The 26,375-nt window shown below is 41.4% G+C and carries 28 protein-coding genes; 18 read left to right on the top strand and 10 right to left on the bottom strand.

Going from position 1 to position 26,375, the window contains the following annotated elements; translation table 11 throughout:
- The first annotated feature begins 45 nt into the window (after positions 1-45).
- Complete coding sequence (locus tag BFS30_RS07295) at positions 46-477, top strand: META domain-containing protein (RefSeq protein WP_069378687.1); 432 nt, start codon at positions 46-48, stop codon at positions 475-477.
- On the opposite strand, the gene thrC is transcribed toward BFS30_RS07295, so the two are convergent.
- Genes thrC through thrA form a run of 3 tightly spaced genes read right to left on the bottom strand, consistent with a single transcriptional unit; the run spans position 464 to position 5,160 of the window.
- Positions 464-1,774 carry a threonine synthase gene (thrC, locus tag BFS30_RS07290; protein WP_069378686.1) on the bottom strand — a complete coding sequence of 437 codons (1,311 nt, stop codon included), beginning with the start codon at positions 1,772-1,774 and terminating at the stop codon, positions 464-466. The two genes, BFS30_RS07295 and thrC, sit on opposite strands and share 14 nt — an antisense overlap.
- A gap of 6 nt (positions 1,775-1,780) precedes the next feature.
- Positions 1,781-2,716 (bottom strand): homoserine kinase, encoded by a 936-nt coding sequence (locus tag BFS30_RS07285; protein WP_069378685.1) that lies wholly within the window; start codon positions 2,714-2,716, stop codon positions 1,781-1,783.
- The gene (gene thrA / locus BFS30_RS07280; protein WP_069378684.1) at positions 2,713-5,160 is read right to left on the bottom strand and encodes a bifunctional aspartate kinase/homoserine dehydrogenase I; all 2,448 of its coding nucleotides are present in this window, start codon (positions 5,158-5,160) and stop codon (positions 2,713-2,715) included. The genes BFS30_RS07285 and thrA overlap by 4 nt, the downstream gene beginning before the upstream one ends.
- Before the next feature lie 314 nt (positions 5,161-5,474).
- Here thrA and rsgA point away from each other — a divergent pair, with 314 nt between their 5' ends.
- The 3 genes from rsgA to BFS30_RS07265 are packed head-to-tail and all read left to right on the top strand — an operon-like array spanning position 5,475 to position 7,182.
- A complete protein-coding gene (gene rsgA, locus BFS30_RS07275) occupies positions 5,475-6,395 on the top strand; it encodes a ribosome small subunit-dependent GTPase A (protein ID WP_069378683.1) in 921 nt (306 codons plus the stop codon).
- Positions 6,396-6,401: 6 nt separating this feature from the next.
- The gene (gene dtd, locus BFS30_RS07270) at positions 6,402-6,854 is read left to right on the top strand and encodes a D-aminoacyl-tRNA deacylase (RefSeq protein WP_069378682.1); all 453 of its coding nucleotides are present in this window, start codon (positions 6,402-6,404) and stop codon (positions 6,852-6,854) included.
- 1 nt (position 6,855) lies between these two features.
- A complete protein-coding gene (locus BFS30_RS07265; protein ID WP_069378681.1) occupies positions 6,856-7,182 on the top strand; it encodes a nucleotide pyrophosphohydrolase in 327 nt (108 codons plus the stop codon).
- Between the two features lie 3 nt (positions 7,183-7,185).
- Here BFS30_RS07265 and BFS30_RS07260 read toward each other — a convergent pair whose 3' ends face one another.
- Entirely contained in the window at positions 7,186-7,653 is a 468-nt protein-coding gene (locus tag BFS30_RS07260; protein ID WP_069378680.1) for an Lrp/AsnC family transcriptional regulator, read from the bottom strand.
- 158 nt (positions 7,654-7,811) lie between these two features.
- Here BFS30_RS07260 and BFS30_RS07255 point away from each other — a divergent pair, with 158 nt between their 5' ends.
- The gene (locus BFS30_RS07255; protein ID WP_069378679.1) at positions 7,812-9,002 is read left to right on the top strand and encodes a histidine decarboxylase; all 1,191 of its coding nucleotides are present in this window, start codon (positions 7,812-7,814) and stop codon (positions 9,000-9,002) included.
- 109 nt (positions 9,003-9,111) lie between these two features.
- Here BFS30_RS07255 and BFS30_RS07250 read toward each other — a convergent pair whose 3' ends face one another.
- The 4 genes from BFS30_RS07250 to rsmA form a co-directional block, all read right to left on the bottom strand.
- Positions 9,112-9,519: an HIT family protein gene (locus BFS30_RS07250; RefSeq protein WP_069378678.1), complete on the bottom strand. Its 408-nt coding sequence runs from the start codon at positions 9,517-9,519 to the stop codon at positions 9,112-9,114.
- A 19-nt stretch (positions 9,520-9,538) separates the two neighbouring features.
- On the bottom strand, positions 9,539-10,012 hold the full coding sequence (gene greA / locus BFS30_RS07245; RefSeq protein WP_069378677.1) for a transcription elongation factor GreA: 474 nt from the start codon (positions 10,010-10,012) through the stop codon (positions 9,539-9,541).
- Positions 10,013-10,170: 158 nt separating this feature from the next.
- Positions 10,171-11,100 carry a 2-hydroxyacid dehydrogenase gene (locus tag BFS30_RS07240; protein ID WP_069378676.1) on the bottom strand — a complete coding sequence of 310 codons (930 nt, stop codon included), beginning with the start codon at positions 11,098-11,100 and terminating at the stop codon, positions 10,171-10,173.
- A gap of 21 nt (positions 11,101-11,121) precedes the next feature.
- On the bottom strand, positions 11,122-11,904 hold the full coding sequence (gene rsmA / locus BFS30_RS07235) for a 16S rRNA (adenine(1518)-N(6)/adenine(1519)-N(6))-dimethyltransferase RsmA (RefSeq protein ID WP_069378675.1): 783 nt from the start codon (positions 11,902-11,904) through the stop codon (positions 11,122-11,124).
- 196 nt (positions 11,905-12,100) lie between these two features.
- On the opposite strand from rsmA, the gene BFS30_RS07230 reads away from it, so the two are divergent.
- The 11 genes from BFS30_RS07230 (at position 12,101) to BFS30_RS07185 (ending at position 21,383) form a co-directional block, all read left to right on the top strand.
- Positions 12,101-12,295: a hypothetical protein gene (locus BFS30_RS07230; protein ID WP_069378674.1), complete on the top strand. Its 195-nt coding sequence runs from the start codon at positions 12,101-12,103 to the stop codon at positions 12,293-12,295.
- A gap of 134 nt (positions 12,296-12,429) precedes the next feature.
- Positions 12,430-13,509: a 4-hydroxythreonine-4-phosphate dehydrogenase PdxA gene (gene pdxA, locus BFS30_RS07225; RefSeq protein WP_069378673.1), complete on the top strand. Its 1,080-nt coding sequence runs from the start codon at positions 12,430-12,432 to the stop codon at positions 13,507-13,509.
- Positions 13,510-13,573: 64 nt separating this feature from the next.
- Positions 13,574-14,107 (top strand): YceD family protein, encoded by a 534-nt coding sequence (locus BFS30_RS07220; protein WP_069378672.1) that lies wholly within the window; start codon positions 13,574-13,576, stop codon positions 14,105-14,107.
- Between the two features lie 18 nt (positions 14,108-14,125).
- Positions 14,126-14,317 carry a 50S ribosomal protein L32 gene (rpmF, locus tag BFS30_RS27365; protein WP_073238280.1) on the top strand — a complete coding sequence of 64 codons (192 nt, stop codon included), beginning with the start codon at positions 14,126-14,128 and terminating at the stop codon, positions 14,315-14,317.
- Positions 14,318-14,418: 101 nt separating this feature from the next.
- A complete protein-coding gene (gene plsX / locus BFS30_RS07215; protein WP_069378671.1) occupies positions 14,419-15,357 on the top strand; it encodes a phosphate acyltransferase PlsX in 939 nt (312 codons plus the stop codon).
- A gap of 11 nt (positions 15,358-15,368) precedes the next feature.
- Positions 15,369-16,358: a beta-ketoacyl-ACP synthase III gene (locus BFS30_RS07210; protein WP_069378670.1), complete on the top strand. Its 990-nt coding sequence runs from the start codon at positions 15,369-15,371 to the stop codon at positions 16,356-16,358.
- A 73-nt stretch (positions 16,359-16,431) separates the two neighbouring features.
- Positions 16,432-16,911 carry an acetyl-CoA carboxylase biotin carboxyl carrier protein gene (accB, locus tag BFS30_RS07205; protein WP_069378669.1) on the top strand — a complete coding sequence of 160 codons (480 nt, stop codon included), beginning with the start codon at positions 16,432-16,434 and terminating at the stop codon, positions 16,909-16,911.
- A gap of 34 nt (positions 16,912-16,945) precedes the next feature.
- A complete protein-coding gene (accC, locus tag BFS30_RS07200; RefSeq protein ID WP_069378668.1) occupies positions 16,946-18,286 on the top strand; it encodes an acetyl-CoA carboxylase biotin carboxylase subunit in 1,341 nt (446 codons plus the stop codon).
- An 80-nt stretch (positions 18,287-18,366) separates the two neighbouring features.
- Entirely contained in the window at positions 18,367-19,257 is an 891-nt protein-coding gene (tatC, locus tag BFS30_RS07195; protein WP_069378667.1) for a twin-arginine translocase subunit TatC, read from the top strand.
- Between the two features lie 45 nt (positions 19,258-19,302).
- Complete coding sequence (rpiB, locus tag BFS30_RS07190; RefSeq protein ID WP_069378666.1) at positions 19,303-19,743, top strand: ribose 5-phosphate isomerase B; 441 nt, start codon at positions 19,303-19,305, stop codon at positions 19,741-19,743.
- A gap of 50 nt (positions 19,744-19,793) precedes the next feature.
- On the top strand, positions 19,794-21,383 hold the full coding sequence (locus BFS30_RS07185) for a M28 family peptidase (protein ID WP_069378665.1): 1,590 nt from the start codon (positions 19,794-19,796) through the stop codon (positions 21,381-21,383).
- A 125-nt stretch (positions 21,384-21,508) separates the two neighbouring features.
- On the opposite strand, the gene BFS30_RS07180 is transcribed toward BFS30_RS07185, so the two are convergent.
- Positions 21,509-22,051 (bottom strand): GIN domain-containing protein, encoded by a 543-nt coding sequence (locus tag BFS30_RS07180; protein WP_069378664.1) that lies wholly within the window; start codon positions 22,049-22,051, stop codon positions 21,509-21,511.
- 280 nt (positions 22,052-22,331) lie between these two features.
- On the opposite strand from BFS30_RS07180, the gene BFS30_RS07170 reads away from it, so the two are divergent.
- Positions 22,332-23,723 carry a LutB/LldF family L-lactate oxidation iron-sulfur protein gene (locus tag BFS30_RS07170; protein ID WP_069378662.1) on the top strand — a complete coding sequence of 464 codons (1,392 nt, stop codon included), beginning with the start codon at positions 22,332-22,334 and terminating at the stop codon, positions 23,721-23,723.
- A gap of 3 nt (positions 23,724-23,726) precedes the next feature.
- Positions 23,727-25,703 carry an alpha-ketoacid dehydrogenase subunit alpha/beta gene (locus tag BFS30_RS07165; protein WP_069378661.1) on the top strand — a complete coding sequence of 659 codons (1,977 nt, stop codon included), beginning with the start codon at positions 23,727-23,729 and terminating at the stop codon, positions 25,701-25,703.
- Between the two features lie 10 nt (positions 25,704-25,713).
- Here BFS30_RS07165 and BFS30_RS07160 read toward each other — a convergent pair whose 3' ends face one another.
- Entirely contained in the window at positions 25,714-26,358 is a 645-nt protein-coding gene (locus tag BFS30_RS07160; RefSeq protein ID WP_069382332.1) for an FkbM family methyltransferase, read from the bottom strand.
- Between the last annotated feature and the right edge of the window lie 17 nt (positions 26,359-26,375).

Genomic DNA, 26,375 nt, shown 5'->3' with positions numbered 1-26,375 from the left:
CGAATACTCTTTGTACCTTTCGGGTATCATTAAAACAATAAGGCTATGAAAAGAATCCTGTTACTGGCAATTGTAATGACCAGCACTTTTACAGCGTGCACAACTCTGAAACCCGGAACGATAGGAAACGGTGGACTATCACAACTGGGAGGAACCTGGGAATTAAACTACATATCTGGTCCTAGAATAGCTTTTAATGGTTTATATCCTGCAACAAAACCGACCATCACCTTTGATATCACGGAGCGGAAATTAAGTGGAAATACAAGCTGTAATTCTTTTTCCGGCACCCTAGTGGCAGATGATACCACCATCAATTTCACCCAGCCCTTAGCCATGACAAAAATGGCCTGCCCTGGTGAAGGAGAGGCCACTTTTCTGGAAATGTTAAAGAAAGCAAGTACCTATTCGGTAAGCGATAGTACCCTTAACTTTATGATGGGCGACATTGCCATCATGCGTTTTAGTAAAAAGTAGTCAGATAACTTTTAAAAGATTCATACGCCGTATCCATCTTTTCTGCATGTTTTGATTTGACAGTAAGCGCCTGAACCTGAGCAGGAATCTGAATTTTACCAGCCATTTCTTCTGAAAATACATCCGGAAATTTACAGGCATGTGCAGTAGACAAAAATACACCCGTGGCATCTTCCTGTGGGTTTTCATTTTTGTAATCCTGTAGGGCCAGCCATGCAATGGCCGTATGCGGACAAGCAATGTATCCAAATTGATGGTAGATGGAATGAATTCCTTTCATCGTTTCCTCATCGGTATAGCTATAGCTTTTCAGTACTTGTTGCAAAGCGGCTTTATCCTGATTAAACAGATCCATAATCCTTACCCAGTTACTTGGAGCTCCTACATCCATGGCATTGGCATAGGTCTGTACAGATGGCCTGGTTTCGTATACACCGGTCTTTAAATAACGTGGAACAGTATCGTTTACATTTGTTGCTGCAATAAATTGTTTTACCGGAAGTCCCATTTTATAGGCCAGCAGCCCCGCAGCAATATTCCCAAAATTACCGCTAGGTACAGAAAAGATCACTTCTTTCTTCCCTGCCTTGCGGAGCTGGGCATAGGCATTAAAATAATATAGCGTCTGAGGAATCAGTCTGGAGATATTAATAGAATTGGCGGAAGTCAGACGAAGTTTACGGTTCAGTTCTTCATCTGCAAAGGCCTGCTTTACCAGATGCTGACAATCATCAAAAGTGCCGTCTACCTCTACTGCATGGATGTTATTGCCATTCGTACAGAGTTGTAATTCCTGAATCTCACTCACTTTTCCTTTCGGATAAAGGATGGTCACCCTTGTATTTGGAACCCCTAAGAAGCCCAGTGCTACCGCTCCGCCGGTATCGCCGGAGGTGGCAACCAGAACATCCAGTAACTGCTCTCCATCTTTTAAGAAATAGGCCATGATCCGGCTCATGAATCTTGCTCCAAAGTCCTTAAAGGCCAGAGATGGTCCATGGAACAATTCCAGGACATAGGTTTCCGCATCAAGAGCAACTACAGGTGCGTCGAAATTAAACGCGTCCTCAATGATCTTTTGCAGGTCTTTTGCAGGAACAGCATCCTCCAATAAGGACGACACTACCTTAAAAGCGATTTGTGGCAGTGTATACTGGTCAATCTGTTGGATAAACTCCTGATCCAAAACCGGGATATTGACCGGCATGTATAAACCTTTATCCAAAGGCATGCTGTTAAAAACAGCGGTAGGAAAGTCTACATTTAAATCGTGATTGTTGGTACTATATAATTTCATAATGAGTTAATCTAAAATAACAGGGCCTTTTTTATTTACTTCCGACACAAAAGAAAGGCTATTGATGCCAATACCTTTTAAGTGTTGCTGCAATTTCTGAGTAATTGCCCTGGCGGTTGCCTCGTCTTTTGTCAAAGCAAATACAGATGGGCCAGAACCTGAAATACCAAAGCCTGTAGCCCCTGTTTTCATAGCCAGGCTCCTCAATTTATAGAAATCAGGGATTAAAATAGAACGGGTAGGTTCTACCAGAATATCAGTCATACTCCTGCCGATGAGATCATAATCTTTCATAAACAGTCCACTAACCAGACCGGCAACATTTCCCCATTGGGTAACCGCATCTTTCAGCAATACTTTAGACCGGATCATCTGTCTTGCGTCTTTCGTTGGCACATCCACTTCCGGGTATACAATGGCTGCGTAAAGATCATCAGGGTGAGGCAAACTAATGATGTCTAAAGGCTGATAGCTTCTGATCAATACAAAGCCCCCTAAAAGTGCCGGAGCCACGTTGTCGGCATGCCCGTAACCACAAGCCAGCTCCTCTCCTTTCATTGCAAAAGGAACCAGTTCTTTATTGGTCAATAAATTATCAAACAAAGTATTTACGGCAAATAAACCTGCTACCGTACTGGCGGAACTGGATCCCAGTCCACTGCCAATCGGCATTTTCTTATGCAATTCTATTTCTACTCCAACATCCGGTTTCCCAATGTGGTTCAGGTAATGTTGTACGCTGGCACTTACCGTATTTTTTTGGGGATCCAACGGCAAACGCCCCTCGTCACCAGTAATCTTTGTAATTCTGATTCCTGAACCTTCCGTTAATTTCATAATCACTTCATCACCAGGCTCGTTAACCGCAAAGCCCAGAACATCATATCCGCAAACCACATTCGCAACAGTGGCAGGGGCAAAAACTTTTATAGACGCGCTCATCGTTTACCTACATTAATAATATCAGCAAAAACACCGGCAGCGGTGACTTCAGCACCGGCACCTGGCCCCTTAACAACCAATGGACGGTCCTTATACCGGTCAGTAGTAAAGGAAATAATATTGTCACTTCCTGAAAGCATGTAGAAAGGATGACTGTCATCTACCATTTGCAAAGTAATCACCACCTTTCCGGCTTCCAGTTTACCGATATAGCGCAACACTTTCTGACTTGCCGCGGCCTCCTCTTTCAGTTTTTCAAAATACGCACTATTATTTTCCAGTTCCTGATAGAAATCTGCTACAGTAGCTGCTGCCAGACAAGCCGGAGGAAGCATACTTTCGATTTCAATATCACTTTCTTCCAGTGGATATCCGGCATCCCGGGCAAGAATCAGCATCTTTCTCATAAAATCTTTTCCATTCAGGTCATCCCTTGGATCTGGCTCTGTATAACCCTTATCCTGCGCTTCTTTCACCACTTCATGGAATAACTGATCTCCTTTATAATTATTGAAGATATAAGAGATGGTTCCGGATAAAATGGCTTCAATACGGTCAATACGATCTCCGCTCATCATCAGGTCCTTTAAAGTACGGATGATCGGTAATCCGGCTCCCACATTTGTTTCGTAATAAAAGTCTACCCCGTATTTTCTCGCAGCCTGCTTAAAGGCAACATATTGTTCGTAATCTGCAGAATTACCAATCTTATTGCAAGTCACTACAGAGATACTTGATTGTAATATATCCTGGTAAAACTGAATGGGATTATGGCTTGCGGTATTATCCACAAACACACAATTAGGCAGGTTCATTGCTTTCATCTGTTTGATGAATACCGCTAAATCAGCCGGCTCGCCATGGGCATCCAGATCTTTCTCCCAACTGCTTAAAGCAATTCCTTCCGGATTCTGGTACATCTTCCTGGTATTACTTATCCCCATCACCTTTACCTGAAGGTCGTTATTGCTGGATAGGAAATCCATTTGAGATTTCAGTTGTGTAAATAAAGTCTTTCCAATATTACCTGTCCCCAGGCAAAACACATGTAATGTTCTTTTCAGATTGGCATAAAAAGCATCGTGCACTGCGTTTACGGCCTTTGAAAGGTCTGGTTTAGAAATGATCACGGAAATATTATACTCAGAAGAACCCTGTGCAATAGCCCTTACATTGACCCCGTTTCTACCCAGAGCAGAAAATAATTTGCCTGACATTCCAGGTGTTTTTTTCATGTTCTCCCCCACAATAGCCAGGGCGGCCAATCCATTTTCAACTTCAGGATATTCCAGCTTACGGGCCTGCAGTTCCAGCTCAAACTCTTTATTGATCAACGCCAACGCTTTCAACGCATCAGCAGGTTTCACGGCAAAAGTGATGCTGTGCTCCGATGAAGATTGTGTAATCAGAATAATGTTGATCTGCTCGCGCGATAAAAGAGAGAACAACCTTCCGCTAAAGCCGGCCTTCCCAACCATTCCACTTCCGGTAAGGTTTAAAACACTGATCTCATCAATAGAAGAAATTCCTTTGATCGGCAATTTCGAAGCACTGGTGCCATGCTTGATATAAGTTCCGGGAAAATCCACATTGAAAGTATTTTTGATCACAATGGGGATTCTTTTTAAAAATGCAGGGATCATCGTTGGAGGATAAATCACCTTTGCCCCAAAATAAGAAAGCTCCATTGCTTCTGTATAACTAAGCTCTGGTAGAGAGAAAGCTTTTTTAACCATTCTCGGATCAGCAGTCAGCATACCGTCTACATCTGTCCAGATCTGGATCTCTCCTGCATTTAGTGCAGATCCCCAGATGGCAGCCGTATAATCACTTCCTCCGCGTCCGAGTGTGGTGATTCTACCCTCATCATTACTCGCAATAAAACCAGTTACAAATAACAATTTATCAGCGTTACTCTCCTGAAAATCTCTGATCAGCGTTTCTGTGAGATAAGTATTTACTTTTGCCTGGCCAAAATTCTGATCTGTCTTAATGAGTTCTGATCCGTCAACATACAAAGCATTGGGGAAGGTTTGTTTAGCGATATGACTGATCATTACCGTAGAACAACGTTCTCCATAACTTAAGATCAGGTCTTTTGTCTGCAGGCTCAGCTCCCGAAGGTTATATACCGATTGCAAAATCTCTTCCAGTTCATTAAAGTAAATTTTGAGTTTGGTCAGTACCGGGTTCTGTGCGTTCGCGGGCAATAAAGCACGAATCACATCAAAGTGTTTCTTCTCAATTATTTTTAACTCCTCGCTATAGTCTCTAGCATGTCCTGCGTTTTCTGCCATCTCGACCAGGGCATTGGTTACCCCGCTCATGGCAGATAAGACGACAATAGGATTTTCAGCTCCTTGCTGATCCTTAAGGATACTTAACAATGCAGTGATGCTTTGCAAAGAACCGACAGATGTACCTCCAAATTTTAAAATGTTCATAGTTTAAGGTTAAAAAAAAAGCGCCTTCCCCGGTTAGAGGAAGGCGCTTTTTGTGGTTTTTATTTTTTTATTTTTACCCATTAGCTAGCCTCCCTCCGAGATATCCCGGTGGTGGTAATAATGGAAATAATGGTTGAATTATTAAACATTGTATTTTTTACACTTACTGTGCTCTGACGTAAAGTAAAGTTATATTTTTCTAATTAGCAAATGATTAGTAAAATATTTATCTGGTTTTTCAAAATTTTGCGTTTGAAGCATATCAGGCGCTAAGTAGCCAACACTAAAACAATTTCTTACCTTTACCCCATCATATGCAAGGATTAGTAATAAAATCAACAGGAAGCTGGTATCAGGTACACGCAGAAGATGGCGTTGACTACGACTGCCGTATTAAAGGTAAGTTCCGGATTCAAGGCATTCAAACTACCAATCCCATTGCTGTTGGCGATCAGGTTGAATTTGAACTGGAACCCAATTCAGACAATGGCATCATTAATAAACTACATGACCGGAAGAATTACATCATCCGTAAATCTATTAACCTGTCTAAGCAGGCGCAGATTATTGCCGCCAATCTGGATCAGGCTTTTTTGGTGGTTACCCTTGCTTCGCCACGTACCTCTTTAGGTTTTATTGATCGCTTTCTGGCCACTGCGGAGGCCTACGATATTCCGGCAGTACTGATCTTCAATAAGCTTGATTTATTCAACGAAGATGGATTGGCCATTCTGGAAGATTACAAAAGCATTTACGAGAACATTGGTTATCCCTGCTATACGGTATCAGCTCTGGAAGGAACCAATATTCCTCAGATAGAAAATCTGTTAAAAGACAAAACCACCCTTTTCTCCGGACACTCCGGAGTAGGAAAATCCAGCCTGATCAATGTGCTGCTCCCCGGTAGAAGCATCAAAACAGGCGAAATTTCTGAAGCAAGTGATAAAGGTCAGCATACCACTACTTTTGCAGAAATGCATACCCTTCCCTTTGGAGGATACCTGATCGATACTCCCGGTATCAGAGAACTGGGAATTTTCGACATCAGACCCGAAGAACTGGGGCATTACTTCAGAGAAATGCGTGCTTTACTCAATCAATGCAGGTTTAACAACTGCAGACACGTCAATGAGCCCGGTTGTGCAGTAATCAAAGCAGTCGAAAACGGAGAAATTGAGATCAGCAGGTACGAAAGTTACCTCAGCATCTATAATGGTAATGAAACCCGTGCTTAAACCAATATGAGAGCAATCATACAAAGAGTTACTGAAGCTGCATGCTTAGTGGAAGGTAAAACTACCGGCAGCATTGAAACCGGATTCCTCGTTTTATTAGGTATTGAAGATGCCGACACTTCCGAAGATCTGGAATGGCTTAGTCAGAAGATCGTCAACATGAGAATCTTTAGTGATGAAAATGGCCTGATGAATAAATCCCTGGCGGATGTGAACGGAAATATCCTCCTGATCAGTCAGTTTACTTTATTTGCAGCCACCAAAAAAGGCAACAGACCGGGTTTCACCAGAGCCGCCCGACCAGATAAAGCCATTCCTCTTTACGAAGAAATGATCCGACGACTGACTGTTCTTCTGCAAAAAGAGGTACAGACCGGAATATTTGGAGCCGACATGAAAATCAGCTTATTAAATGATGGTCCAGTTACCATCATGATAGATACCAAAAACAAAGAATAACATGACCATATCAGAAGCACAGGAAACCGTAGATCAATGGATAAAAAATACAGGTATCCGTTATTTTAACGAACTCACCAATACTGCAATCCTGATGGAAGAAGTTGGCGAAGTTGCCAGGATTATGTCCAGAAAATATGGCGAGCAGTCTTTCAAGAAAAGTGATGAAGCAGTAGACCTTGCAGATGAAATGGCTGATGTGCTGTTCGTCCTCATCTGCCTGGCCAACCAGACAGGAATAGACCTGACCGAGGCTATGGAAAAAAATCTGATCAAAAAGTCAATCCGGGACGCGGATCGGCACAAGAACAATGAAAAATTAAAATAACAGCTATTTATCGATCACATAGGCTGTAGTATGCTTAATCTCTGTCATCACAAATAAACTGTTTACATTTGCGATATTCTCTATCGCGGCCAATTTATTGGTTAAAAAGTCCTGATACCTGTTCATGTCATTGACCACTACCTTTAACAGGTAATCATAGGTTCCCGCAACGTGGTAGCATTCCATAACCTCATCCAGCTTACTCATTGCCGCCTCAAACTTCTTTAACAGGGGAAGAGAGTGCACCTGTAAAGTCACATTACAAAATGCCGCTAATGTTTTGCCGATCTTTTCCCGATCCAGCAAAGTCACATAGTTCTTGATTACTCCGGATTTCTCGATCTTTTTTAAACGTTCATAAGTCGGCGTAACGGTTAAACCTACTTTATGTGCAATCTCCTTGGTGTTCATTCTTGCATTATGTTGTAAAGCATTTAAAATGCGCTGATCCATCTTATCGAAGTGTTCCATCTAGTTTAGTTTTTCTGATTTCAAAAATAATTAAGCTCATTTCAGATCAATAAATCTGATTAAATCACAAATTAAGTGTTTATTTTCTATTATAATCAAATATAAAGATCAATAAAATGGTTATATATAAATTTGAAGACTAAACAATCTGAACAACCATGGAATTTAATCTTTCAACTGAAGATAATAAAAGACTCTCAGAGTTATATGAGAAGGTGCAATCGAAAACCAGTTTGTTCCTTGGTTATCCGGTATCAAAAGATTTCGATTATACACCACTCCTTCCTTTTTTGCAATATCCGATCAACAACCTTGGGGATCCTTTTACAGAATCGACGTATGCGGTGGACACCAGGGAGATGGAAAGAGACGTTGTACACTTCTTCGCGGAACTCTTCCGTGCCCAGCAGGACAACTGGTGGGGATATGTTACCAATGGCGGCTCTGAAGGAAACATGTATGGTCTTTACCTGGCCAGAGAGCTTTATCCAAAGGCAATGGTTTATTATTCTGATTCCACGCATTACAGTGTCCAGAAAAACCTTTTGCTGTTGAACATGCCTAATATTGCGATCCGCTCACAGGCCAACGGAGAGATGGATTATGAAGACCTTCATAACAGTCTGCTTATGAACCGTCACCTGCCAGTCGTGATCTTTGCCAACATAGGAACAACGATGACAGAAGCAAGAGATGATGTCAGAAGAATTAAAGGCATCCTGAAAAATCTGGCCATCAAAAACCATTATATCCATGCAGATGGCGCCTTATCCGGAAGTTACAGCGCTTTTATCGAACCGCGTCCGGCTTTCGACTTTGCCGATGGCGTAGACAGCATCGCCATCAGCGGACATAAATTCATCGGCTCTCCCATGCCTTGCGGACTTGTAATTGTGAAGAAGACTAACCGGGATAGAATTGCGCGCTCCATCGACTACATTGGTAGTGTAGACACGACCATCACCGGCTCCAGAAATGGACATAGCCCGCTGTTTCTTTGGTATACCTTGAAAAAACTGGGAATGAAAGGATTAAAAGAAAGAGCAATGCACAGTCTGGCAATCGCCGCTTATGCAGAAGAACAGCTAAAGAGTCTCGGAATCGAGGCCTGGAGAAATCATAATGCCATTACTGTTGTTTTTCCCGCACCTTCAAAATGGATTTGTCAGAAATGGCAGCTTGCTTCGGAAAGCGGTTTATCCCACATCATTTGTATGCCAAACGTAGATCGGTCTCAAATTGATGAACTGATCTGTGATATCATCTCTGATCCTGAAAAAATCAACCACAGCTTCCATAGAGGAACAAATGAATCAACAAAAGATACCTCCTTCTCCAGCACTTTCTAAAATAGCAACAAAACATTGCCGGAGATAAGGCACCCTTTCAAATAAAAAAGTGGATATTCAGAATTGAATACCCACTTTTTTATGCGGTACAAATCAAAATGTCCCGGCCTTAAGCAGTAGTCTCATTTAGTGCAGCCTTAATCTTTATTGCCGCTTCTGCCAATTCTTCCTGCGAAGGTTTTAATTTTTCTTTACTAAAGTTCATATCGTTTACTGCATTCATCGGAATGAGGTGAATATGAACATGGGGTACTTCCAGCCCAATCACAGCTACACCCACTTTTTTACAAGGGAAAGCCTCTTTTAAGCCTGTAGCTACAATTTTAGCAAATAAAGTCAGCCCAAAATAGCTTTCTTCGTCCATGTCAAAAATGTAATCAATTTCCTTTTTAGGAATCACCAGAACATGTCCCATTGTGAGGGGATTTACATCCAGGAAAGCCAGAAATTCTGTCGTTTCCGCTACCACATGCGCAGGGATCTCGCCATCTACTATTTTTGAAAATATACTTGCCATTGGGATAAAATTTAAAGGATTATCTGGTAATTTCTAATATCTCGAATTCAATCTTTCCTGCAGGAACCTGAATCTCTGTTTTATCACCTACTGATTTTCCCAATAGTCCTTGGGCAATCGGCGATTTTACGGAGATTTTACCGGTTTTAAGGTCGGCCTCACTTTCCGCTACCAACTGATAAGACATGGTAGCTCCGTTTTTAACATTTTTGATCTTTACTATAGATAATGCCAATACCTTGGAGGTATCAAGCTTGGATTCATCAATTAATCTGGCTGTAGAGAGTGTTGCTGCCAATTTTGCTATTTTAGCTTCGTGCAAACCCTGCGCCTCCTTTGCTGCATCATATTCCGCATTCTCAGAAAGATCCCCTTTATCTCTAGCTTCGGCAATCGCCTTAGAGATCAGTTGTCTTCCGGTAGTTTTCATATGATGTAATTCTTCCTTTAGTCTGTCTAAACCATCTTGGGTATAATAGGTAACCTCTGTCATAGCTCAATTTATTTTATGTATTACTATAAAAAACAAACAAGACTACATCGGTTTTTAAACCTACATAGTCTTGCTTCAATAAAAACGAAGATAATCGGGTACAACCACAAAAACAAATTATTTAATTTGAATTTCGGCAGTTTTAGTAAAATCTATGATTAAATGACAGAAGAAAGCTTCTCTGCTAAAACTTCTGATATTTTACGATAAGATTCAAAAGTCCAGCCCCCAACATGTGGGGTCAGGATCACTTTTCCTTCAGATTTAAGTGTAGTAAACCAATCCTGATCTGACAATGCCGGAAATTTCTCAACCTCTAAAACATCTAATCCTGCTCCCAGAATTTTTCCTGAACGAATTGCGTCCAGCACTGCTGCTGTATTCACAATCTCTCCCCTTGCAGTGTTGATAAAAAAGAAAGGTTTGCGAAAATGAAAAAGGTACTCCTCATTTACCATCTGACGTGTTTCTTCGGTCAGAGGAATATGCAAACTCAATACATCACTTTGCCTGACGATCTCTTCCATGCTCACTTCTTTTGCATACGCATCGCCAAAACCTGTTTTATACTTATCATAAGCAATCACATTAACCTCAAAGCCGGAAAGCTTTTTAGCAAAACTTTTTCCCATAAAACCGTAGCCAATAATGCCAACAGTTTTTCCCTTAAGCTCATAACCTCTGTTTCCTTCTCTGTCCCAGGTGCCATTACGCACTTCCCGATCTGCATTCCGAAAATTGTTCATTAAAGACAACAGCAAACCGGTAGCATGTTCTCCCACAGCATCCATATTACCTTCCGGAGCATTGAGCAAAGCAATATTGCGGCTTAAAGCGTAGGCTTCATCGATATTATCCAGTCCGGCGCCTGCTCTCGCTATGAATTTAAGAGATGGAGCAGCCTCCATCAGCTCCTGATCAATCCTGAATTTTGTTCTCACGGCAATTCCCTGGCAAGCAGAAATCGCAGCTAAAGTTTGCTCCCGGGTAAAAAGAGGCTCATCGTCCACTTCATATCCTAAAGCTATCGCACGCTCCTTAAAAATAGGATGCAATTCGTCAACAATTAAAATTTTCCTTTTGCTCATTACGTCTAAAATGAATGGTTGTTATTGTGAAAGATGGGCTAAATGTTGGGTCAGCTCAATGAACTGCTCTACACTTAATTGTTCTGCGCGTTTATCAAAGAAAATATGATCATCCATCTTATCTTTTGGAACCATACCTGAAAGAGCATTTCTCAAAGTTTTTCTTCTTTGATTGAAACCCGCTTTTACCGTACGCCAGAAAAGCTTTTCATCACATGGAAGACTTTCCACCTGGTTACGGCTCAATCGGATCACCCCAGAGTTAACTTTCGGAGGTGGATTGAAGGTTCCCGGCTTCACGGTAAATAAATACTCTATATCATAATATGCCTGGATCAGCACACTTAAAATTCCATAATCTTTAGTTCCTGACTTGGAAGCACAACGTTCGGCAACTTCCTTCTGAAACATCCCTACCATCTCAACTACCTGTCCGCGGTTTTCCAGAATCTTGAAAAGAATCTGTGAGGATATATTATAAGGGAAGTTCCCAATGATCGCATATTTTTCTTTAAATATCGACGAAAGGTCTAAAGCCAGGAAATCGCCATTGATCAAACGGCCTCCCAACTGAGGGTACTTCTCCTGAAGAAAATGGTAAGATTCCACATCAATATCAATCAGAAAAGTTTCCAGATCTTCTCTTTCCAATAAAATATCTGAAAGAATTCCCATTCCAGGACCAACTTCAAGCACCTGCTTGTACTGATCGGTATGCACCAGGCCGTTTACAATTTTTGCCGCAATCTTTTTGTCGGTTAAAAAATGTTGTCCTAAATGTTTCTTTGCCCTAACCAAACTCATATATACTTCTCCTAAAAGCTGCAAAATAAGCAAAGTTTTACGAGTATTAGACTAACATTCGGCTGAAAGCCCCTCAATGGTATTAAAACCGGACTTTTCATTTTCACAGAGAAAGACGATAAAATCTTTACCTGATGATCGGGATTTGAATTACAGCTGAAATTATTGGAAATTTGAATGATAAAAATCAGCAACAATGAGGTTATATGAAATCCTTGAGACCATCCGGCAAGAAATAAATCACATCGGGCAAGAAGAATTGTCCTTTGAATTAGAGGATATACACAAGGATCTGATTCTTAAACAACCTGATAAAGTGGACGGAGATCTGCTCAAAGGAGAGCATTTTCTTTTTGAATATATCGGACATCTGCCTGAAATCAGGATTTAATGCTTTTGAACACTTTACAGACAGAAAAATAACCTGGTCAGCAGTAAATCCTGCGCCTTAGGATACCCACCGACAGGAAAAATCCGGTCATTTCAAAATGAAATCTGTATTTTGCGCTAAATTTTTCTTGAAGTATGAGCAATAAAATTAAAATTGGAATAAGCATAGGTGATGTCAATGGTATCGGTTTAGAAGTAATCCTTAAAACTTTATCGGAAAACAGGATCCTTGATTACTGTACGCCCATCGTTTACGGACACACTAAAGTTGCTTCATACCATCGCAAGGCTTTAGGTCTGAGCGACTTCAACTTCAATGTCATCACAGAACCATCTCTTGCCAATCCTAAAAAGGCAAATATCATCAACTGCTGGGAAGAAGATGTAAAGATAGAACTTGGCGTTGCCAATGAAACAGGCGGAAAATACGCCTTGCTTTCTTTAGAAAAAGCGACAGAAGATTTAATAAAAGGAGATATTGATGCGTTAGTAACCGCGCCGATCAATAAACATAACATCCAGTCTGAAACCTTCAAATTTCCGGGACATACCGAATACCTGATGGAACGCAGTGGAAGCAATGACGTCCTGATGTTCCTTTTAAGTGAGGATATCAGAGTAGGTGTCGTTACCGGGCACATTCCTATTGCAGACGTTCCTAAAAGCATCACCGCAGATAAAATCGTAAAAAAACTGTTGATGATGAACGAAAGTTTAAAGAAGGATTTCTGGATTGAGAAACCAAAAATTGCGGTGCTTGGGCTAAACCCACATGCCGGCGACAACGGACTATTGGGTACAGAAGAAGCGGAAACCATTATGCCGGCCATTCAGCAAGCCTTCGATAAAGGGGTAATTTGTTTTGGTCCTTACCCTGCCGACGGCTTTTTTGGTAAAGGTAGCTACAAACAATTTGATGCCGTTTTAGCGATGTATCATGATCAGGGTTTAATCCCCTTCAAAACCATCGCTTTCAGTACCGGCGTAAACTATTCTGCAGGCCTTAAAATCGTACGTACTTCGCCGGATCATGGCACAGGATATGACATTGCCGGCAAGAACCTTGCAGATCCGACTTCATTTATAGAAGCCTTATTTGCAGCAACTCACATCGTAAGGAACAGAAGAGAACAGGAAGAATTATTGAAAAACCAGCTCAGAAGTGGCGGAAAAATTATAGAAACTGCAGCAGATACAAAAGATGATGCAAATTAGAATGAAAAAACATTTTATATCTATAAAATAATTCCTACATTTGCGGGCTAAAATTTTGTTACAATTGAAACCACTAAAACAATTTTCAATCCCCTTTACCGGCTTAAAAATTGGCAAACATCAGTTTGACTTTGATATTGATAACAGCTTTTTTGACGCCTTTGAGTACTCTTTAGTAAAAAAAGGAACCTTAAAAGTTGACATTGAACTGGATAAACAGGAAACAATGTTAATTTTGCAGTTCCATATCAAAGGAACAATCGTATTGGATTGTGACAAATGCTTGTCAGAATTTAATGCACCAATAGAAGTACAGGAAAGGCAGATCGTAAAATTTGCTGAAGATGAACTGGAAAGTGATGATTTAGAAATCATTGTCCTGAGCAAAAAAGAAAGTGAACTTGATGTTGCACTTCCAATTTATGAGCTCATCACCGTTTCGGTACCTTATATTAAAGTCTGTGAGCAGAATGGCGATGGCCAGAAATGTGATCAGGAAATGATCGACAGATTGAAAAGTCTATCGGCCGGAACACCCGAAGAAGAAGAAAACAACGATGATGACCCGCGTTGGGCAGCATTAAAAAAATTAAAATAATAATTAAACAAATCAGCAATGGCACATCCAAAACGCAAGATTTCTAAAAGTAGAAGAGATAAAAGAAGAACTCACTATAAAGCTGTAGCTCCTTCTTTGGCTACTTGTCAAACCACTGGTGCAATTCACGTACCTCACCATGCATATAACGTTGATGGTAACCTATACTACAACGGTAAATTGGTTATTGAAAACACTTCAATAGGTTAATTTTCTTGAAAAATAGTTTGTGTTTTAAGTCGGTTTAAGTTTACCTTTAGCGACTGGAAACAAAGGCAATATTGCCTTCTAACACAAACTGATTTTTTACTATGAAAATAGGTCTCGATATAATGGGCGGAGACTATGCTCCTAAAGCAAACGTTTTAGGAGCAATAGCTGCCCATCAATTGTTATCTCCCGGAGAGCACATAGTGCTGATTGGAGATACGCAGCAGATTAAGCCCCTTCTCACTGAAAACGGATTCAATCCGGATCACTTTGAATATGTTCATACCGAAGAAGTGATCGGTATGGGCGAACATCCCACTAAGGCCATTGTTCAAAAGCCAAATTCCAGTATTGCTGTTGGTTTTTCTTTACTTAAAGAAGGAAAACTGGACTCTTTTGCCAGTGCCGGTAATTCTGGTGCTATGCTTGTTGGTGCCGTATTTAGTGTCAAAACTATTCCGGGAATCATCAGGCCATGTCTCACAACTTTTCTTCCTAAACTCAGCGGTGGCGTAGGTCTGATGCTTGATGTTGGCGCAAATGCCGACTGTAAGCCGGATACCTTGCTGCAATTTGGTATATTGGGAAGTTTGTATGCGGAATATGTCATGCAGATCGTCAATCCTAAAGTGGCCCTGATGAATATTGGTGAAGAAGACGAGAAAGGCGACATGCTGAGCCTCGCAACCTTCCCTTTAATGAAGGATACCAATCTCTTCAACTTTGTGGGAAATGTGGAAGGAAGGGACTTATTCAACGATAAAGCTGACGTAATTGTATGTGATGGATTTACAGGAAATGTAATGCTGAAACTGGCAGAATCATTTTATGTACTGACACTGAAAAGAGGGTTAAAAGATGATTTCTTTGACCGCTTTAACTATGAAAACTATGGCGGAAGCCCGGTTTTAGGTGTCAATGCTCCGGTGATCATAGGTCATGGCATTTCAAGTCCGACAGCCGTAAAAAACATGATCCTACAATCCAGGGATATGATTACTACTGGCTTGGTAGGTAAAATTCAAGCCGCATTTAAATAAGAACATTGAAAATGAATAAAATTCACGCTGCGATTACGGCTGTCAATGGTTACGTACCAGATTACGTACTGACTAATAAAGAGCTAGAATCCATTGTAGACACTACGGATGAATGGATTACTTCCAGAACCGGTATCAAAGAGCGGAGAATATTGAAAGGTGAAGGACTAGGTACCTCTGACATGGCTGTTCAGGCCGTGAACGGGCTACTTAAAAAACGTGGAATTTCTGCGGAAGAAATTGAGCTGATCATCTTCTGTACCACTACCCCTGATATGCCTTTTCCTGCATCAGCAAATATCCTGGCCGATAAAATTGGTGCTAAAAATGCCTGGGGATACGACCTTCAGGCAGCGTGCTCCGGCTTCATCTACGGACTTTCTACTGCATCACAGTTTATCGAATCGGGCAAACATAAAAAAGTATTGGTTGTTGGTGGCGATAAGATGTCGTCTATCATCAACTATCAGGACCGCACCACCTGCATCATTTTTGGTGATGGCTGCGGTGCTGTTCTTTTAGAGCCAAATGAAGAAGGACTGGGGATCCAGGATTCCATCCTGAAAAGTGATGGTTCAGGCAGGCAATTTCTGCATCAGAAAGCGGGAGGCTCAGCAAGACCTGCAAGCCATGAAACCGTCGACAATAATGAGCATGTCGTGCATCAGGAAGGTCAGGCAGTATTCAAATTTGCAGTCACCAATATGGCTGATGTAGCAGCTGAAATCATGGACCGTAATCAGCTTACTTCTGATGATGTGACTTGGTTGGTTCCTCATCAGGCCAACAAAAGGATCATCGATGCCACCGCATCCAGAATGGGACTTGGCACAGAAAAGGTAATGATCAACATTCAACGTTACGGAAATACCACTAACGGGACAATCCCCCTTTGCTTATGGGAATGGGAAAGCCAGCTTAAAAAAGGCGATAACATTATCCTGGCAGCATTCGGAGGCGGTTTTACCTGGGGCTCCGTATACTTAAAATGGGCCTATTAAATTTTATTAAAATAATTAATCTTAACTTAGGTAATTGTTAAGACATACTGTTTTCTCTAAATAACACCAAAAAATGGATATCAAACAAATTCAGGAACTTATTAAATTTGTTTCTCGTTCGGGCGTAAATGAAGTCGCTATTGAGCAGGAAGACTTCAAAATTACTATCAAAACCAATCAGGCTCCTACTGTTGTTCATGCAACTGTTCCAGCTCAGATTGCTCCGGCTGTTGTACCAGCAGCGGCAGCACCGCAACCAGCTGTACCAACAGAAACAAAAGCACCTGTTGCTGCTGTCGAAGACGATTCTAAATACATTACTATAAAATCGCCTATGATCGGAACTTTTTACCGTTCATCAAGCCCTGATAAACCTTCTTTCGTAAATGTAGGTGATGAGGTTGCGGTAGGTAAAGTGATCTGTATCATTGAAGCCATGAAATTGTTCAATGAAATCGAAAGTGAAGTTTCAGGAAGAATCGTTAAGGTTCTTGTAGAAAATGCTTCTCCAGTAGAATATGACCAACCGTTATTTTTAGTTGAACCTATGTAATCTGTCTTTTTGACACATTACTTAATAGACATATATGTTTAAAAAGATACTAATTGCCAACAGGGGCGAGATTGCTTTACGCATCATCCGCACCTGTAAAGAAATGGGCATCAAAACCGTTGCGGTTTACTCCACTGCAGACAGAGAGAGTTTACACGTACGCTTTGCCGATGAAGCCGTTTGTATAGGACCGCCACCAAGTAAGGATTCTTACCTGAGCATTCCAAATATCATTTCGGCCGCAGAATTAACCAATGCAGATGCCATACACCCAGGTTACGGTTTCTTATCTGAAAACGCAAAGTTTTCTTCGGTTTGCCGTGATTATGGAATTAAATTTATCGGTGCTACCCCGGAACAGATCAATTCTATGGGGGATAAAGCTTCCGCAAAAGAAACCATGAAAAAAGCAGGTGTGCCAACCATCCCAGGTTCGGAAGGCTTACTTGAAAGTGTCAAAGAAGGTATTAAAATCGCTAATGATATGGGCTACCCTGTCATTCTGAAAGCTACTGCCGGTGGTGGTGGACGAGGAATGCGTGTAGTATGGAAAGATGAAGACTTTGAAAATGCATGGGACAGCGCCAGACAAGAATCGGGTGCAGCCTTTGGAAATGATGGCCTTTATCTGGAAAAATATATTGAAGATCCACGCCACATTGAAATCCAGATCATCGGAGATCAGTACGGTAAAGCCTGTCACTTGTCAGAACGCGATTGCTCTATCCAACGCCGCCATCAAAAACTCGTAGAAGAAGCACCATCTCCTTTCATGACACCGGAGCTTCGGGAGAGAATGGGTGAAGCTGCCATTAAAGGCGCTATCGCTGTACAATATGAAGGTGCAGGAACAATTGAATTCCTGGTTGATAAACACCGCAACTTCTATTTCATGGAAATGAATACCCGTATCCAGGTGGAACACCCGGTAACAGAAGAAGTGATCAACTATGACCTGATCAAAGAACAGATTAAAGTGGCTTCAGGAGTTCCGATCTCCGGAAAAAATTACTTACCTGATATGCATGCGATTGAATGCAGGATCAATGCTGAAGACCCTTTTAACAACTTCAGACCTTGCCCTGGAAAAATCACCAATTTCCACTCTCCGGGTGGGCATGGCGTAAGGGTAGATACCCATGTATATGCTGGTTACCAGATTCCTTCCAACTACGATTCCATGATTGCTAAACTGATCTGTGTGGCTCAGACACGTGAAGAAGCCATCAGTACAATGGAGCGTGCGCTAAGTGAATTTGTAATTGAAGGTGTAAAAACTACGATACCTTTCCACTTAAAACTGATGAAAGATCCTAACTTTAGGGCTGGTAATTTTACCACGAAGTTTATGGAAACCTTCGAATTTTCAGAATAGAAAAACTATTTAGTAGATTTAAAACGTAAATACCATTCTGAATACAATAGAATGGTATTTTTGTTTTACAAATAACGTACATGAGTGATACTAAAAAAAGGGACCTTATTGGTGCTATAAAAGAAAAAGGAAAAACTTTAGAGGCAGAAATGTCTTTCTTTGACCACATCGATGTCCTTAGAAAACATTTGCTGAGGGCACTGGCTGTTGTCTTTGTATTAACTGCCGGAGCTTTTTATTTTACGGACTTTATCTTTAATACCATCATCATGGGGCCTAAGAACCCCAATTTCTGGACCTACAGAATGATGTGTAAACTCGTTGAGAAGTTCCCCGCTATAGGATCGGATTTTTGCATTACCAAGATTGATGCAAAGATCATCAACACAGAAATGGCCGGACAATTTACCCTCCAGCTAAACTCCTGTGTGATGGTAGGGATCATCCTCGGAATTCCTTACCTTTTGTTTGAACTCTGGTTATTCATTAAACCAGCCCTTCATGAAAATGAAAGAAAATCTGCAAGTGGCTTTGTTGCCTTTGCTTCTATCCTCTTCTTCCTGGGGATCCTTTTCGGATATTACATGATCTGCCCTTTATCGATCAATTTCCTTACCAACTTTACCGTGAGTCCGGAAATTCAGAATACCTTTACCATCGATTCTTACTTATCCTCGGTTATGACCCTGACACTGGGTTCAGGTGTCATCTTCCAGCTTCCGGTCATCATCTATATCCTATCAAAATTAGGCGTAATGACCCCGGCATTTATGCGTGCCAGCAGAAGATATTCAACCGTCCTGATTCTGATCGTGGCTGCTGTCGTTACCCCTACAGCCGATCCTTATACCATGATGATTGTTGCCCTTCCTTTGTTCTTGCTTTATGAGTTGAGTATTTATATTTCAGCAAACATTGAACGCAAAAAAAACAAAGAACTGTATGGTGTGGCTAAAGTGAGAAAAGACTAACAAGAAGGTTACGCAGGTTTATTATTATTCTATATATTTTTGAAAATGTCAACAGAAACAAAGGTTAAAATTGCAATCGGCGCTGACCATGCAGGTTTTGAGTACAAGGAGTTGTTAAAATCCTTTTTAACTGATTATGAGGTTAAAGATTTTGGCACACATTCCACACAATCCGTAGACTATCCTGATTTTGCCCACCCTGTAGCATCAGCTGTAGAAAGCAAGGAATATACTTTTGGTATCCTTGTTTGCGGGAGTGCAAACGGAGTCGCCATTACCGCCAATAAACACCAGCATATCCGTGCCGCCATTTGCTGGCTTAATGAAATTGCATCCTTGTCCAGAATGCATAACAATGCAAACATATTGTGCATCCCGGCAAGATTTGTTTCTGAAGACCTGGCAAAAGAAATGACCACAACTTTCCTGAATACCCCTTTCGAAGGAGGCAGACATGGAGGCAGGGTGGACAAAATCTCCTGCTGATTTTCAGAGATATCAACTAAGAACTAACCGCTAACCACAAATATTAACTCATGAAAAAACACTTCTTGTACGCCAGTTTTGTGCTTACAATGGCCTGTTCTGCTTCCGCACAAAACAAGGACGCAGTAAGGTTCAGTAAGACCATCACTAAAGACAATGCCTACAAACACCTGTCTGTACTTGCTTCCGATGCTTATGAAGGTCGGGAAACAGGGACAAAAGGAGGATGGATGGCCGCAGATTATATTAAGAATTACTTCAAAAGCCTCGGATTGAAAGGTCCGGTAAACGGGGATTACTTTCAGCCGATAGACATGGCTACCTTCACGCTTTCGCAGATCTTAACCATAAACGGACAGCCGGCAGAAGCCATAAAAGATTTTTACATCATTCCTCAATCCGTTTCAGGAGAAGGGTACGCATTTAATGCCAACAGCATTTTATTTGCTGGTTATGGATTAACCAAAGATGGATATAATGACTTTGATGGGGTCGATGTAACCGGGAAAATAGTGATGATCCTCAAATCAGGAGATCCAAACGGAACTACTTCCTCCAATGGAAGAGGTGCAGTCAATGCAAAAATCAAATATTTAACAGAAAAGAAAGCAGCGGCAATCCTGGTTATTGATCCTACCGTTGATGTGATGCCGGAAAATCTGAAAAGTTACCTCCTTTCCTCACAAATGGTGATGAAAACAAAAGAGGAACTTGAAAAAATGAAAGCCCCGGCAGGCGTTCCGGTCATCACCATTGGAACAGCCTTAACCAATCAGATCCTTGCTGCCGCAAAGACTGATATCGCTGGATTGAAAAAGAAAATTGCGGAAACAGGCAAACCGGCCTCTCAGGAAATTACCGTTTCTATCTCTGCAAATGCAAAGAAACAGGAAACAAAAGTAAGGGCAGAAAATGTCCTTGGATTCCTGGAAGGTTCTGACCCTAAACTTAAAAATGAAGTTTTGGTCGTTACCGGACATTATGACCATATCGGGATTACTCCTGAAGTAAAAGGTGCAGATAAAATCAATAATGGAGCAGATGATGACGGATCAGGAACAACTGGAGTTCTCCTGATGGCTGAGGCATTTTCTAAAGCAAAAAAAGCAGGTAAAGGACCGAAAAGAAGTATTCTTTTTATGACCGTTACCGGTGAAGAAAAAGGCTTATTGGGCTCGGAATGGTATTCAGAAAATCCGATTTTCCCATTGGAAAACACCATCACCAACCTAAATATTGATATGATTGGCAGAGGTGATAAAGACCATGCTGCTGATAATAACTTTGTTTACATCATTGGTTCAGACATGCTGAGCTCAGAGCTGGATCAGATTGGCAAAAAAGCGAACAAAGATTATGTGAACATCAATCTGGATGAAAGATATAATAACAGAACAGATCCTAACCGTTTCTACTACCGTTCTGACCATTATAACTTTGCCAAACATGGAATTCCGGTAATCTTCTATTTCAACGGTGTACATGATGATTACCACCAGCCTGGGGATGAAATCAGCAAAATAGATTTCCCTATGCTTGCCAAAAGAACAAGGCTCGTTTATTATACCGCATGGGAGCTGGCCAATCGCGCCAACCGCCCAAAAGTAGATAAAAACGAAGACGGGACACCTAAAAACTAAACCTCATAACCAAGAAAAAACCTGCCCTGAGCAGGTTTTTTTATGCACAAAAAAACCGCACATACGGATGAGCGGTTTCTTGCAGAAATGATTTTCAGTTCTTTCTTATCGGGAGTTCCGGTCTTTTATAGTTTAGCAATTACAAAATCATTCAGGTTTAATTTTGAAACATCGTTTCTTACCAGGCTGTGTTCTGCTGATGAACCGCTCAATTTCAGGTCAGACTGATCTTTCATCTCAGTATAAAGGCTGCCTACTTTTGCATTTACATTTGCTTTGGCCCCATCTTTTAAAAAGATCTGAAGAACGGCTAAGTCGAAGTTACCACGGGTTTTTACCTGAGCAGTATTGGAGGCATCAATTCTTTGCAGGTCTTTTACATTTACATAGATGGTTGCCGGGCTGCTCTCGGTAGAGTTGATGTACAAAGTATATCCTTTTTGCTGAACGGTAGTGTTGGCGCCAAGCTCATCGTTAGTGGTAACGCCTTCTGAATTGCTTTGTACCAATACCACTTTAGCATTTCCGGTAACAACTACTTTATTGAATTTTACAGCGGCTGGTGCGCTTACAGGTGTAGTATCTTTAGCGAAAGTAGTGAAGGCTGAAGAAGTTAAAACGATAGCAGTTAAAGCTGAAGCGAATAAGGTTTTGATCGAAGTTTTCATATCTTTTAGTTTTAAGTTTTGTAATTATTTAATTGTTGTTTTGTAGATAAGACACCATCACACAGGAAACGTTTCAGCGTTTTTTGGCACATTAGACCATGCCGCAGGAACAGTCGACCAACTGCCCTTACCTTTCGACCAACAGCTGTAAATATTTTCGTCGAAACCTGAAAAATCCAGGCTTCGTCATCCGGGATTCATTTCAGAAGGATAAAAACATTAGATTGGGAAATAAATCAGGCAGATCATTACTGAAGCCTAATTATTTTTATATTTGAAGATGATGAAGATATCTGATGAATTTTTGGTTAAGGCCGATGAAAAGGCCTTTGATTTAGGTCATCGCAAGACGATTAATCATAATATTGGCAAATATAATGTTGCGGTAGAAAGGGGCACATCGAGATTTGAGAACTTGGAAAACTCAAAGAAGAAGGCTCATGTGATTAAATGGCGTGTGATGGAGAACCTGGATAAGTTTCTCCCTGAATTCGAATCCAACTTTCAGCGTAGAGGAGGTAAAGTGATCTGGGCAAATGATGCAGAGGAAGCCCGGAAAGAAATTCTGAATATTATTCAGAGAAACGGTGGAAAAACGGTGATCAAATCAAAATCGATGACTACCGAAGAAATCCACCTGAATGATTTCCTGGAAAAGAACAATATTGAATCATTGGAAAGTGACCTGGGTGAATACATTGTACAGCTCCTTGGCCAGGCTCCATACCATATTGTTACCCCTGCAATGCACCTTAGTAAAGAGGAAATCGCAAAGCTGTTTCATGATAAATTTGGTACGCCAATCGATGCAACACCAGAGCAACTGACCCAGAAAGCAAGAGAACTCCTCAGAGAAAAATACCTGAAAGCCGACATTGGCATTTCCGGAGGAAATTTCTTAATTGCAGATACCGGTAGCATTGCATTAACTGAGAATGAAGGAAATGCGAGGTTATGTACTACATTTCCTAAAATCCATATTGCCATTGTAGGAATTGAAAAGATCATTCCTTCTATGGCAGACCTGGACCTATTCTGGCCATTACTTTCCAGTCATGGTACCGGGCAAAACCTCACCGTTTACAATACGATTTTAAGCGGACCAAGGCGCCCCGAAGAGACTGATGGACCAGAAGAAATGTATGTGGTCTTACTGGATAACGGACGTACAAATCTGCTGGCAGAGAAAGAGCAGCGTCAGGGTCTGTATTGTATCAGATGCGGGGCTTGCCTGAATGCTTGTCCTGTCTATAAAAATATTGGCGGACATACCTATAATACGACTTACAGTGGACCAATAGGTTCTATCATTACGCCACATTTAAAAGGGATGAAGGACTTCAAACACCTGAGTTATGCTTCCAGTTTGTGTGGTAAATGTTCCGAGGTATGCCCGGTAAAAATTGACATCCATAAAATGCTCCTCCTAAACAGAAGGGACGCCGCTGCTGATCATGAAAACAGCAAATCTGAAGAGATTGGCTGGAAACTTTTCAATACCGGGATGCAAAAAAGATCGAGAATGGATACGGTAAGCGGAAAGATTAAAAACTTCTTTTTGAAGTTTCTTTTCAAGAAGACCTGGGGCAAATACCGGAATATGCCGGAAGTTGCACCGAAGTCTTTTGCCAAACTTTATGAAGAGAAAAATAAAGCAGACAAAAATACATAAACTATGCAGTTTGACAGAAAAGATAAGAATGATGCTACCTTATTAGATTTATACACGCAATTGCTTTACCCCCGGATGGTAGAGGAAAAAATGCTTATCTTATTACGTCAGGGCAGGATTGGCAAATGGTTTTCAGGAATCGGACAGGAAGCCATTGCCGTAGGAAGTGCTTTAGCTATGAAGGAAACCGAATACATCCTTCCTATGCATAGAAATCTGGGCGTATTTACAGCCCGGGATATCCCTTTAAAAAAGCTAATGGCCCAATGGCAAGGCAAAATATCCGGCTTTACCAAAGGCCGGGACCGCTCCTTTCATTTCGGCACACAGGAATATAAAATTATTGGAATGATCTCCCATCTGGGACCTCAGATGGCCATCGCAGATGGTATTGCGCTCGCAGACCTTATCGCAGATAAAAAACAGGCAACTCTTGTATTTACCGGCGAAGGCGCCACCAGTGAAGGTGATTTTCATGAGGCCATCAATGTGGCTTCAGTATGGAACCTTCCGGTTATCTTTTTAATTGAAAACAATGGATATGGACTCTCTACTCCAATTAACGAGCAATTTAAATGTAAAGATCTCGTAGATAGAGCTGCAGGATACGGAATAGAAGGTGTTCAGATTGATGGAAATAACATTCTGGAAGTTTATGATACCCTTTCTGATCTTGCAGAAAAGATGCGGAAAGACCCCAAACCGGTATTGGTAGAATGCCTTACTTTCAGAATGAGAGGGCACGAAGAGGCCTCAGGAACAAAATATGTGCCTCAGGAACTGTTCGACCTCTGGGCGCAAAAAGATCCGGTAAAGTGCTTTGAAGAATACCTCCTGGAGCAAAGGATACTGACTCCGGAGAGTATTGCAGAGATTAAAGCTGATTTTAAAGCTGGAATTGAACAGGAAGTGGAAGCTGCGTTTCTGGAAGAAGAGCCGGTCGCTGATACCGCTACGGAAATGCAGGATATGTATGCTCCACATCCCTATCAGCCTGTTGAGCCCAATCAGCAATCTGCAGAAATAAGATATATAGATGCCATCACAGATGCCCTAAAGATCGGCATGCAAAAACACAACAACCTGGTTTTAATGGGGCAGGACATTGCTGAATATGGTGGAGCATTTAAGATCACAGACGGCTTTGTAGACCTTTTTGGAAAAGCAAGGGTCCGCAATACCCCAATCTGTGAATCGGCGATTGTAGGGGCTGGATTAGGCCTTTCTATCAATGGTTACAAGGCTGTGGTGGAAATGCAGTTTGCCGATTTCGTGACCTGCGGATTCAATCAGATTGTGAACAACCTTGCAAAAACCCATTACCGCTGGGGAGAAAAGGCGGATGTGGTGGTCAGAATGCCTACAGGGGCAGGAACCGGTGCCGGCCCTTTTCATTCCCAAAGCAACGAAGCCTGGTTCACCAAAACACCAGGTTTAAAAATTGTCTATCCGGCTTTTCCTTTTGATGCGAAAGGTTTACTCCTTTCGGCTATTGAAGATCCCAACCCGGTATTATTTTTTGAGCATAAATATTTATACCGCAGCTTAAGCGGACAAGTTCCAATAGGGGAATACACCCTGGAAATAGGCAAAGCCAACCTGATTAAAGAAGGGGAGCAACTGAGTATCATTACTTATGGACTTGGCGTTCACTGGGCACTTTCCTATCTGGACGAACATCCGGAAATCAATGCTACTCTATTGGATTTACGCAGTTTACAACCCTGGGATAAAGAAGCTGTAGCCGCCGCGGTAAAGAAAACAGGAAGGGTACTGATCTTACATGAAGATACGCTAAGCAGCGGCTTCGGAGCTGAACTATCAGCCTGGATCGCTGAACATTGTTTTGAGCAACTGGATGCGCCTGTAATGCGTTGTGCCAGCTCCGATACCGCCATTCCAATGAGCAAAGTCCTGGAAGAAAGCTTCCTTGCCAAAAGCAGACTTAAGGAAAGTATTGATAAATTAATGGCCTACTGATCCTGATTGATCAGATATCCAGGCAGTTGTTAGATTTATAAAAGATAGAAGTGCATTTAGAAACGATTACCCCAGGTGCCATCCCTGTAAAAGGAAGGTGCTTGAAGCCATTTCTTTTGAAAAAATCAAATGCTGCACCATATTCCTTTCTTTCAGAATCGTCCAGCACCACTACCCCATCTTCAGTCAGAGACTTGATGGCCTGCTCACAGCAGTTCAACCGGTCCCTCCCATCTACAATAATGACATCGAATTTTTTCCCCGTATCCAGGGCACTTCGGCAATAAGGTCCATTTTCAGTTAATTCACAATAGATCATTTTGATGTTTGGGCCACTCAGTCCGGAGTTTTTTTCAAACCATCCTTTATCATGCTCTACAGAATAGACTTCCCGGGAAAGTTTTGAATAAAAAAGAGTAGAATTACCAGACCCAAATTCAAATACGCTATGTTGTTTATTGATTCTTTCTTTTATAAAATCAATGAAGGAATAAGTTACCCATGCGATAGGATCACCAGTCTCACTGATTGAAGATTTCGTTCTATAGGCCTCGAACCATCCTTTATCAGCCAGGTAACCTTTGAAGCCCAGAGACAAAAGGACCTTTAATTTACCGGGTTGAAATAATGTGAGAGGAGACAGTTTGTTTTTCATTGTTTTTTCTTTTAATA

Source organism: Pedobacter steynii, assembly GCF_001721645.1.
Lineage (GTDB): Bacteria > Bacteroidota > Bacteroidia > Sphingobacteriales > Sphingobacteriaceae > Pedobacter > Pedobacter steynii_A.
Note: the sequence above shows the minus strand (reverse complement) of the source record. Positions and strands in the feature narration are given on the sequence as shown.

What these genes read in the sequence shown, in the direction of transcription:
- BFS30_RS07285 (WP_069378685.1), bottom strand. Translation starts at nt 2,716, where the DNA reads ATGAGCGCGTCTATAAAAGTTTTTGCCCCTGCCACTGTTGCGAATGTG.
- BFS30_RS07230 (WP_069378674.1), top strand. Translation starts at nt 12,101, where the DNA reads ATGAGGTTATATGAAATCCTTGAGACCATCCGGCAAGAAATAAATCAC.
- plsX (WP_069378671.1), top strand. Translation starts at nt 14,419, where the DNA reads ATGAAAATAGGTCTCGATATAATGGGCGGAGACTATGCTCCTAAAGCA.
- BFS30_RS07265 (WP_069378681.1), top strand. Translation starts at nt 6,856, where the DNA reads ATGACCATATCAGAAGCACAGGAAACCGTAGATCAATGGATAAAAAAT.
- BFS30_RS07185 (WP_069378665.1), top strand. Translation starts at nt 19,794, where the DNA reads ATGAAAAAACACTTCTTGTACGCCAGTTTTGTGCTTACAATGGCCTGT.
- thrC (WP_069378686.1), bottom strand. Translation starts at nt 1,774, where the DNA reads ATGAAATTATATAGTACCAACAATCACGATTTAAATGTAGACTTTCCT.
- greA (WP_069378677.1), bottom strand. Translation starts at nt 10,012, where the DNA reads ATGACAGAGGTTACCTATTATACCCAAGATGGTTTAGACAGACTAAAG.
- accB (WP_069378669.1), top strand. Translation starts at nt 16,432, where the DNA reads ATGGATATCAAACAAATTCAGGAACTTATTAAATTTGTTTCTCGTTCG.
- BFS30_RS07170 (WP_069378662.1), top strand. Translation starts at nt 22,332, where the DNA reads ATGATGAAGATATCTGATGAATTTTTGGTTAAGGCCGATGAAAAGGCC.
- rpiB (WP_069378666.1), top strand. Translation starts at nt 19,303, where the DNA reads ATGTCAACAGAAACAAAGGTTAAAATTGCAATCGGCGCTGACCATGCA.
- accC (WP_069378668.1), top strand. Translation starts at nt 16,946, where the DNA reads ATGTTTAAAAAGATACTAATTGCCAACAGGGGCGAGATTGCTTTACGC.
- BFS30_RS07180 (WP_069378664.1), bottom strand. Translation starts at nt 22,051, where the DNA reads ATGAAAACTTCGATCAAAACCTTATTCGCTTCAGCTTTAACTGCTATC.
- BFS30_RS07250 (WP_069378678.1), bottom strand. Translation starts at nt 9,519, where the DNA reads ATGGCAAGTATATTTTCAAAAATAGTAGATGGCGAGATCCCTGCGCAT.
- BFS30_RS07210 (WP_069378670.1), top strand. Translation starts at nt 15,369, where the DNA reads ATGAATAAAATTCACGCTGCGATTACGGCTGTCAATGGTTACGTACCA.
- BFS30_RS07160 (WP_069382332.1), bottom strand. Translation starts at nt 26,358, where the DNA reads ATGAAAAACAAACTGTCTCCTCTCACATTATTTCAACCCGGTAAATTA.
- BFS30_RS07240 (WP_069378676.1), bottom strand. Translation starts at nt 11,100, where the DNA reads ATGAGCAAAAGGAAAATTTTAATTGTTGACGAATTGCATCCTATTTTT.
- pdxA (WP_069378673.1), top strand. Translation starts at nt 12,430, where the DNA reads ATGAGCAATAAAATTAAAATTGGAATAAGCATAGGTGATGTCAATGGT.
- BFS30_RS07255 (WP_069378679.1), top strand. Translation starts at nt 7,812, where the DNA reads ATGGAATTTAATCTTTCAACTGAAGATAATAAAAGACTCTCAGAGTTA.
- BFS30_RS07165 (WP_069378661.1), top strand. Translation starts at nt 23,727, where the DNA reads ATGCAGTTTGACAGAAAAGATAAGAATGATGCTACCTTATTAGATTTA.
- tatC (WP_069378667.1), top strand. Translation starts at nt 18,367, where the DNA reads ATGAGTGATACTAAAAAAAGGGACCTTATTGGTGCTATAAAAGAAAAA.
- BFS30_RS07295 (WP_069378687.1), top strand. Translation starts at nt 46, where the DNA reads ATGAAAAGAATCCTGTTACTGGCAATTGTAATGACCAGCACTTTTACA.
- rsmA (WP_069378675.1), bottom strand. Translation starts at nt 11,904, where the DNA reads ATGAGTTTGGTTAGGGCAAAGAAACATTTAGGACAACATTTTTTAACC.
- rpmF (WP_073238280.1), top strand. Translation starts at nt 14,126, where the DNA reads ATGGCACATCCAAAACGCAAGATTTCTAAAAGTAGAAGAGATAAAAGA.
- dtd (WP_069378682.1), top strand. Translation starts at nt 6,402, where the DNA reads ATGAGAGCAATCATACAAAGAGTTACTGAAGCTGCATGCTTAGTGGAA.
- rsgA (WP_069378683.1), top strand. Translation starts at nt 5,475, where the DNA reads ATGCAAGGATTAGTAATAAAATCAACAGGAAGCTGGTATCAGGTACAC.
- thrA (WP_069378684.1), bottom strand. Translation starts at nt 5,160, where the DNA reads ATGAACATTTTAAAATTTGGAGGTACATCTGTCGGTTCTTTGCAAAGC.
- BFS30_RS07260 (WP_069378680.1), bottom strand. Translation starts at nt 7,653, where the DNA reads ATGGAACACTTCGATAAGATGGATCAGCGCATTTTAAATGCTTTACAA.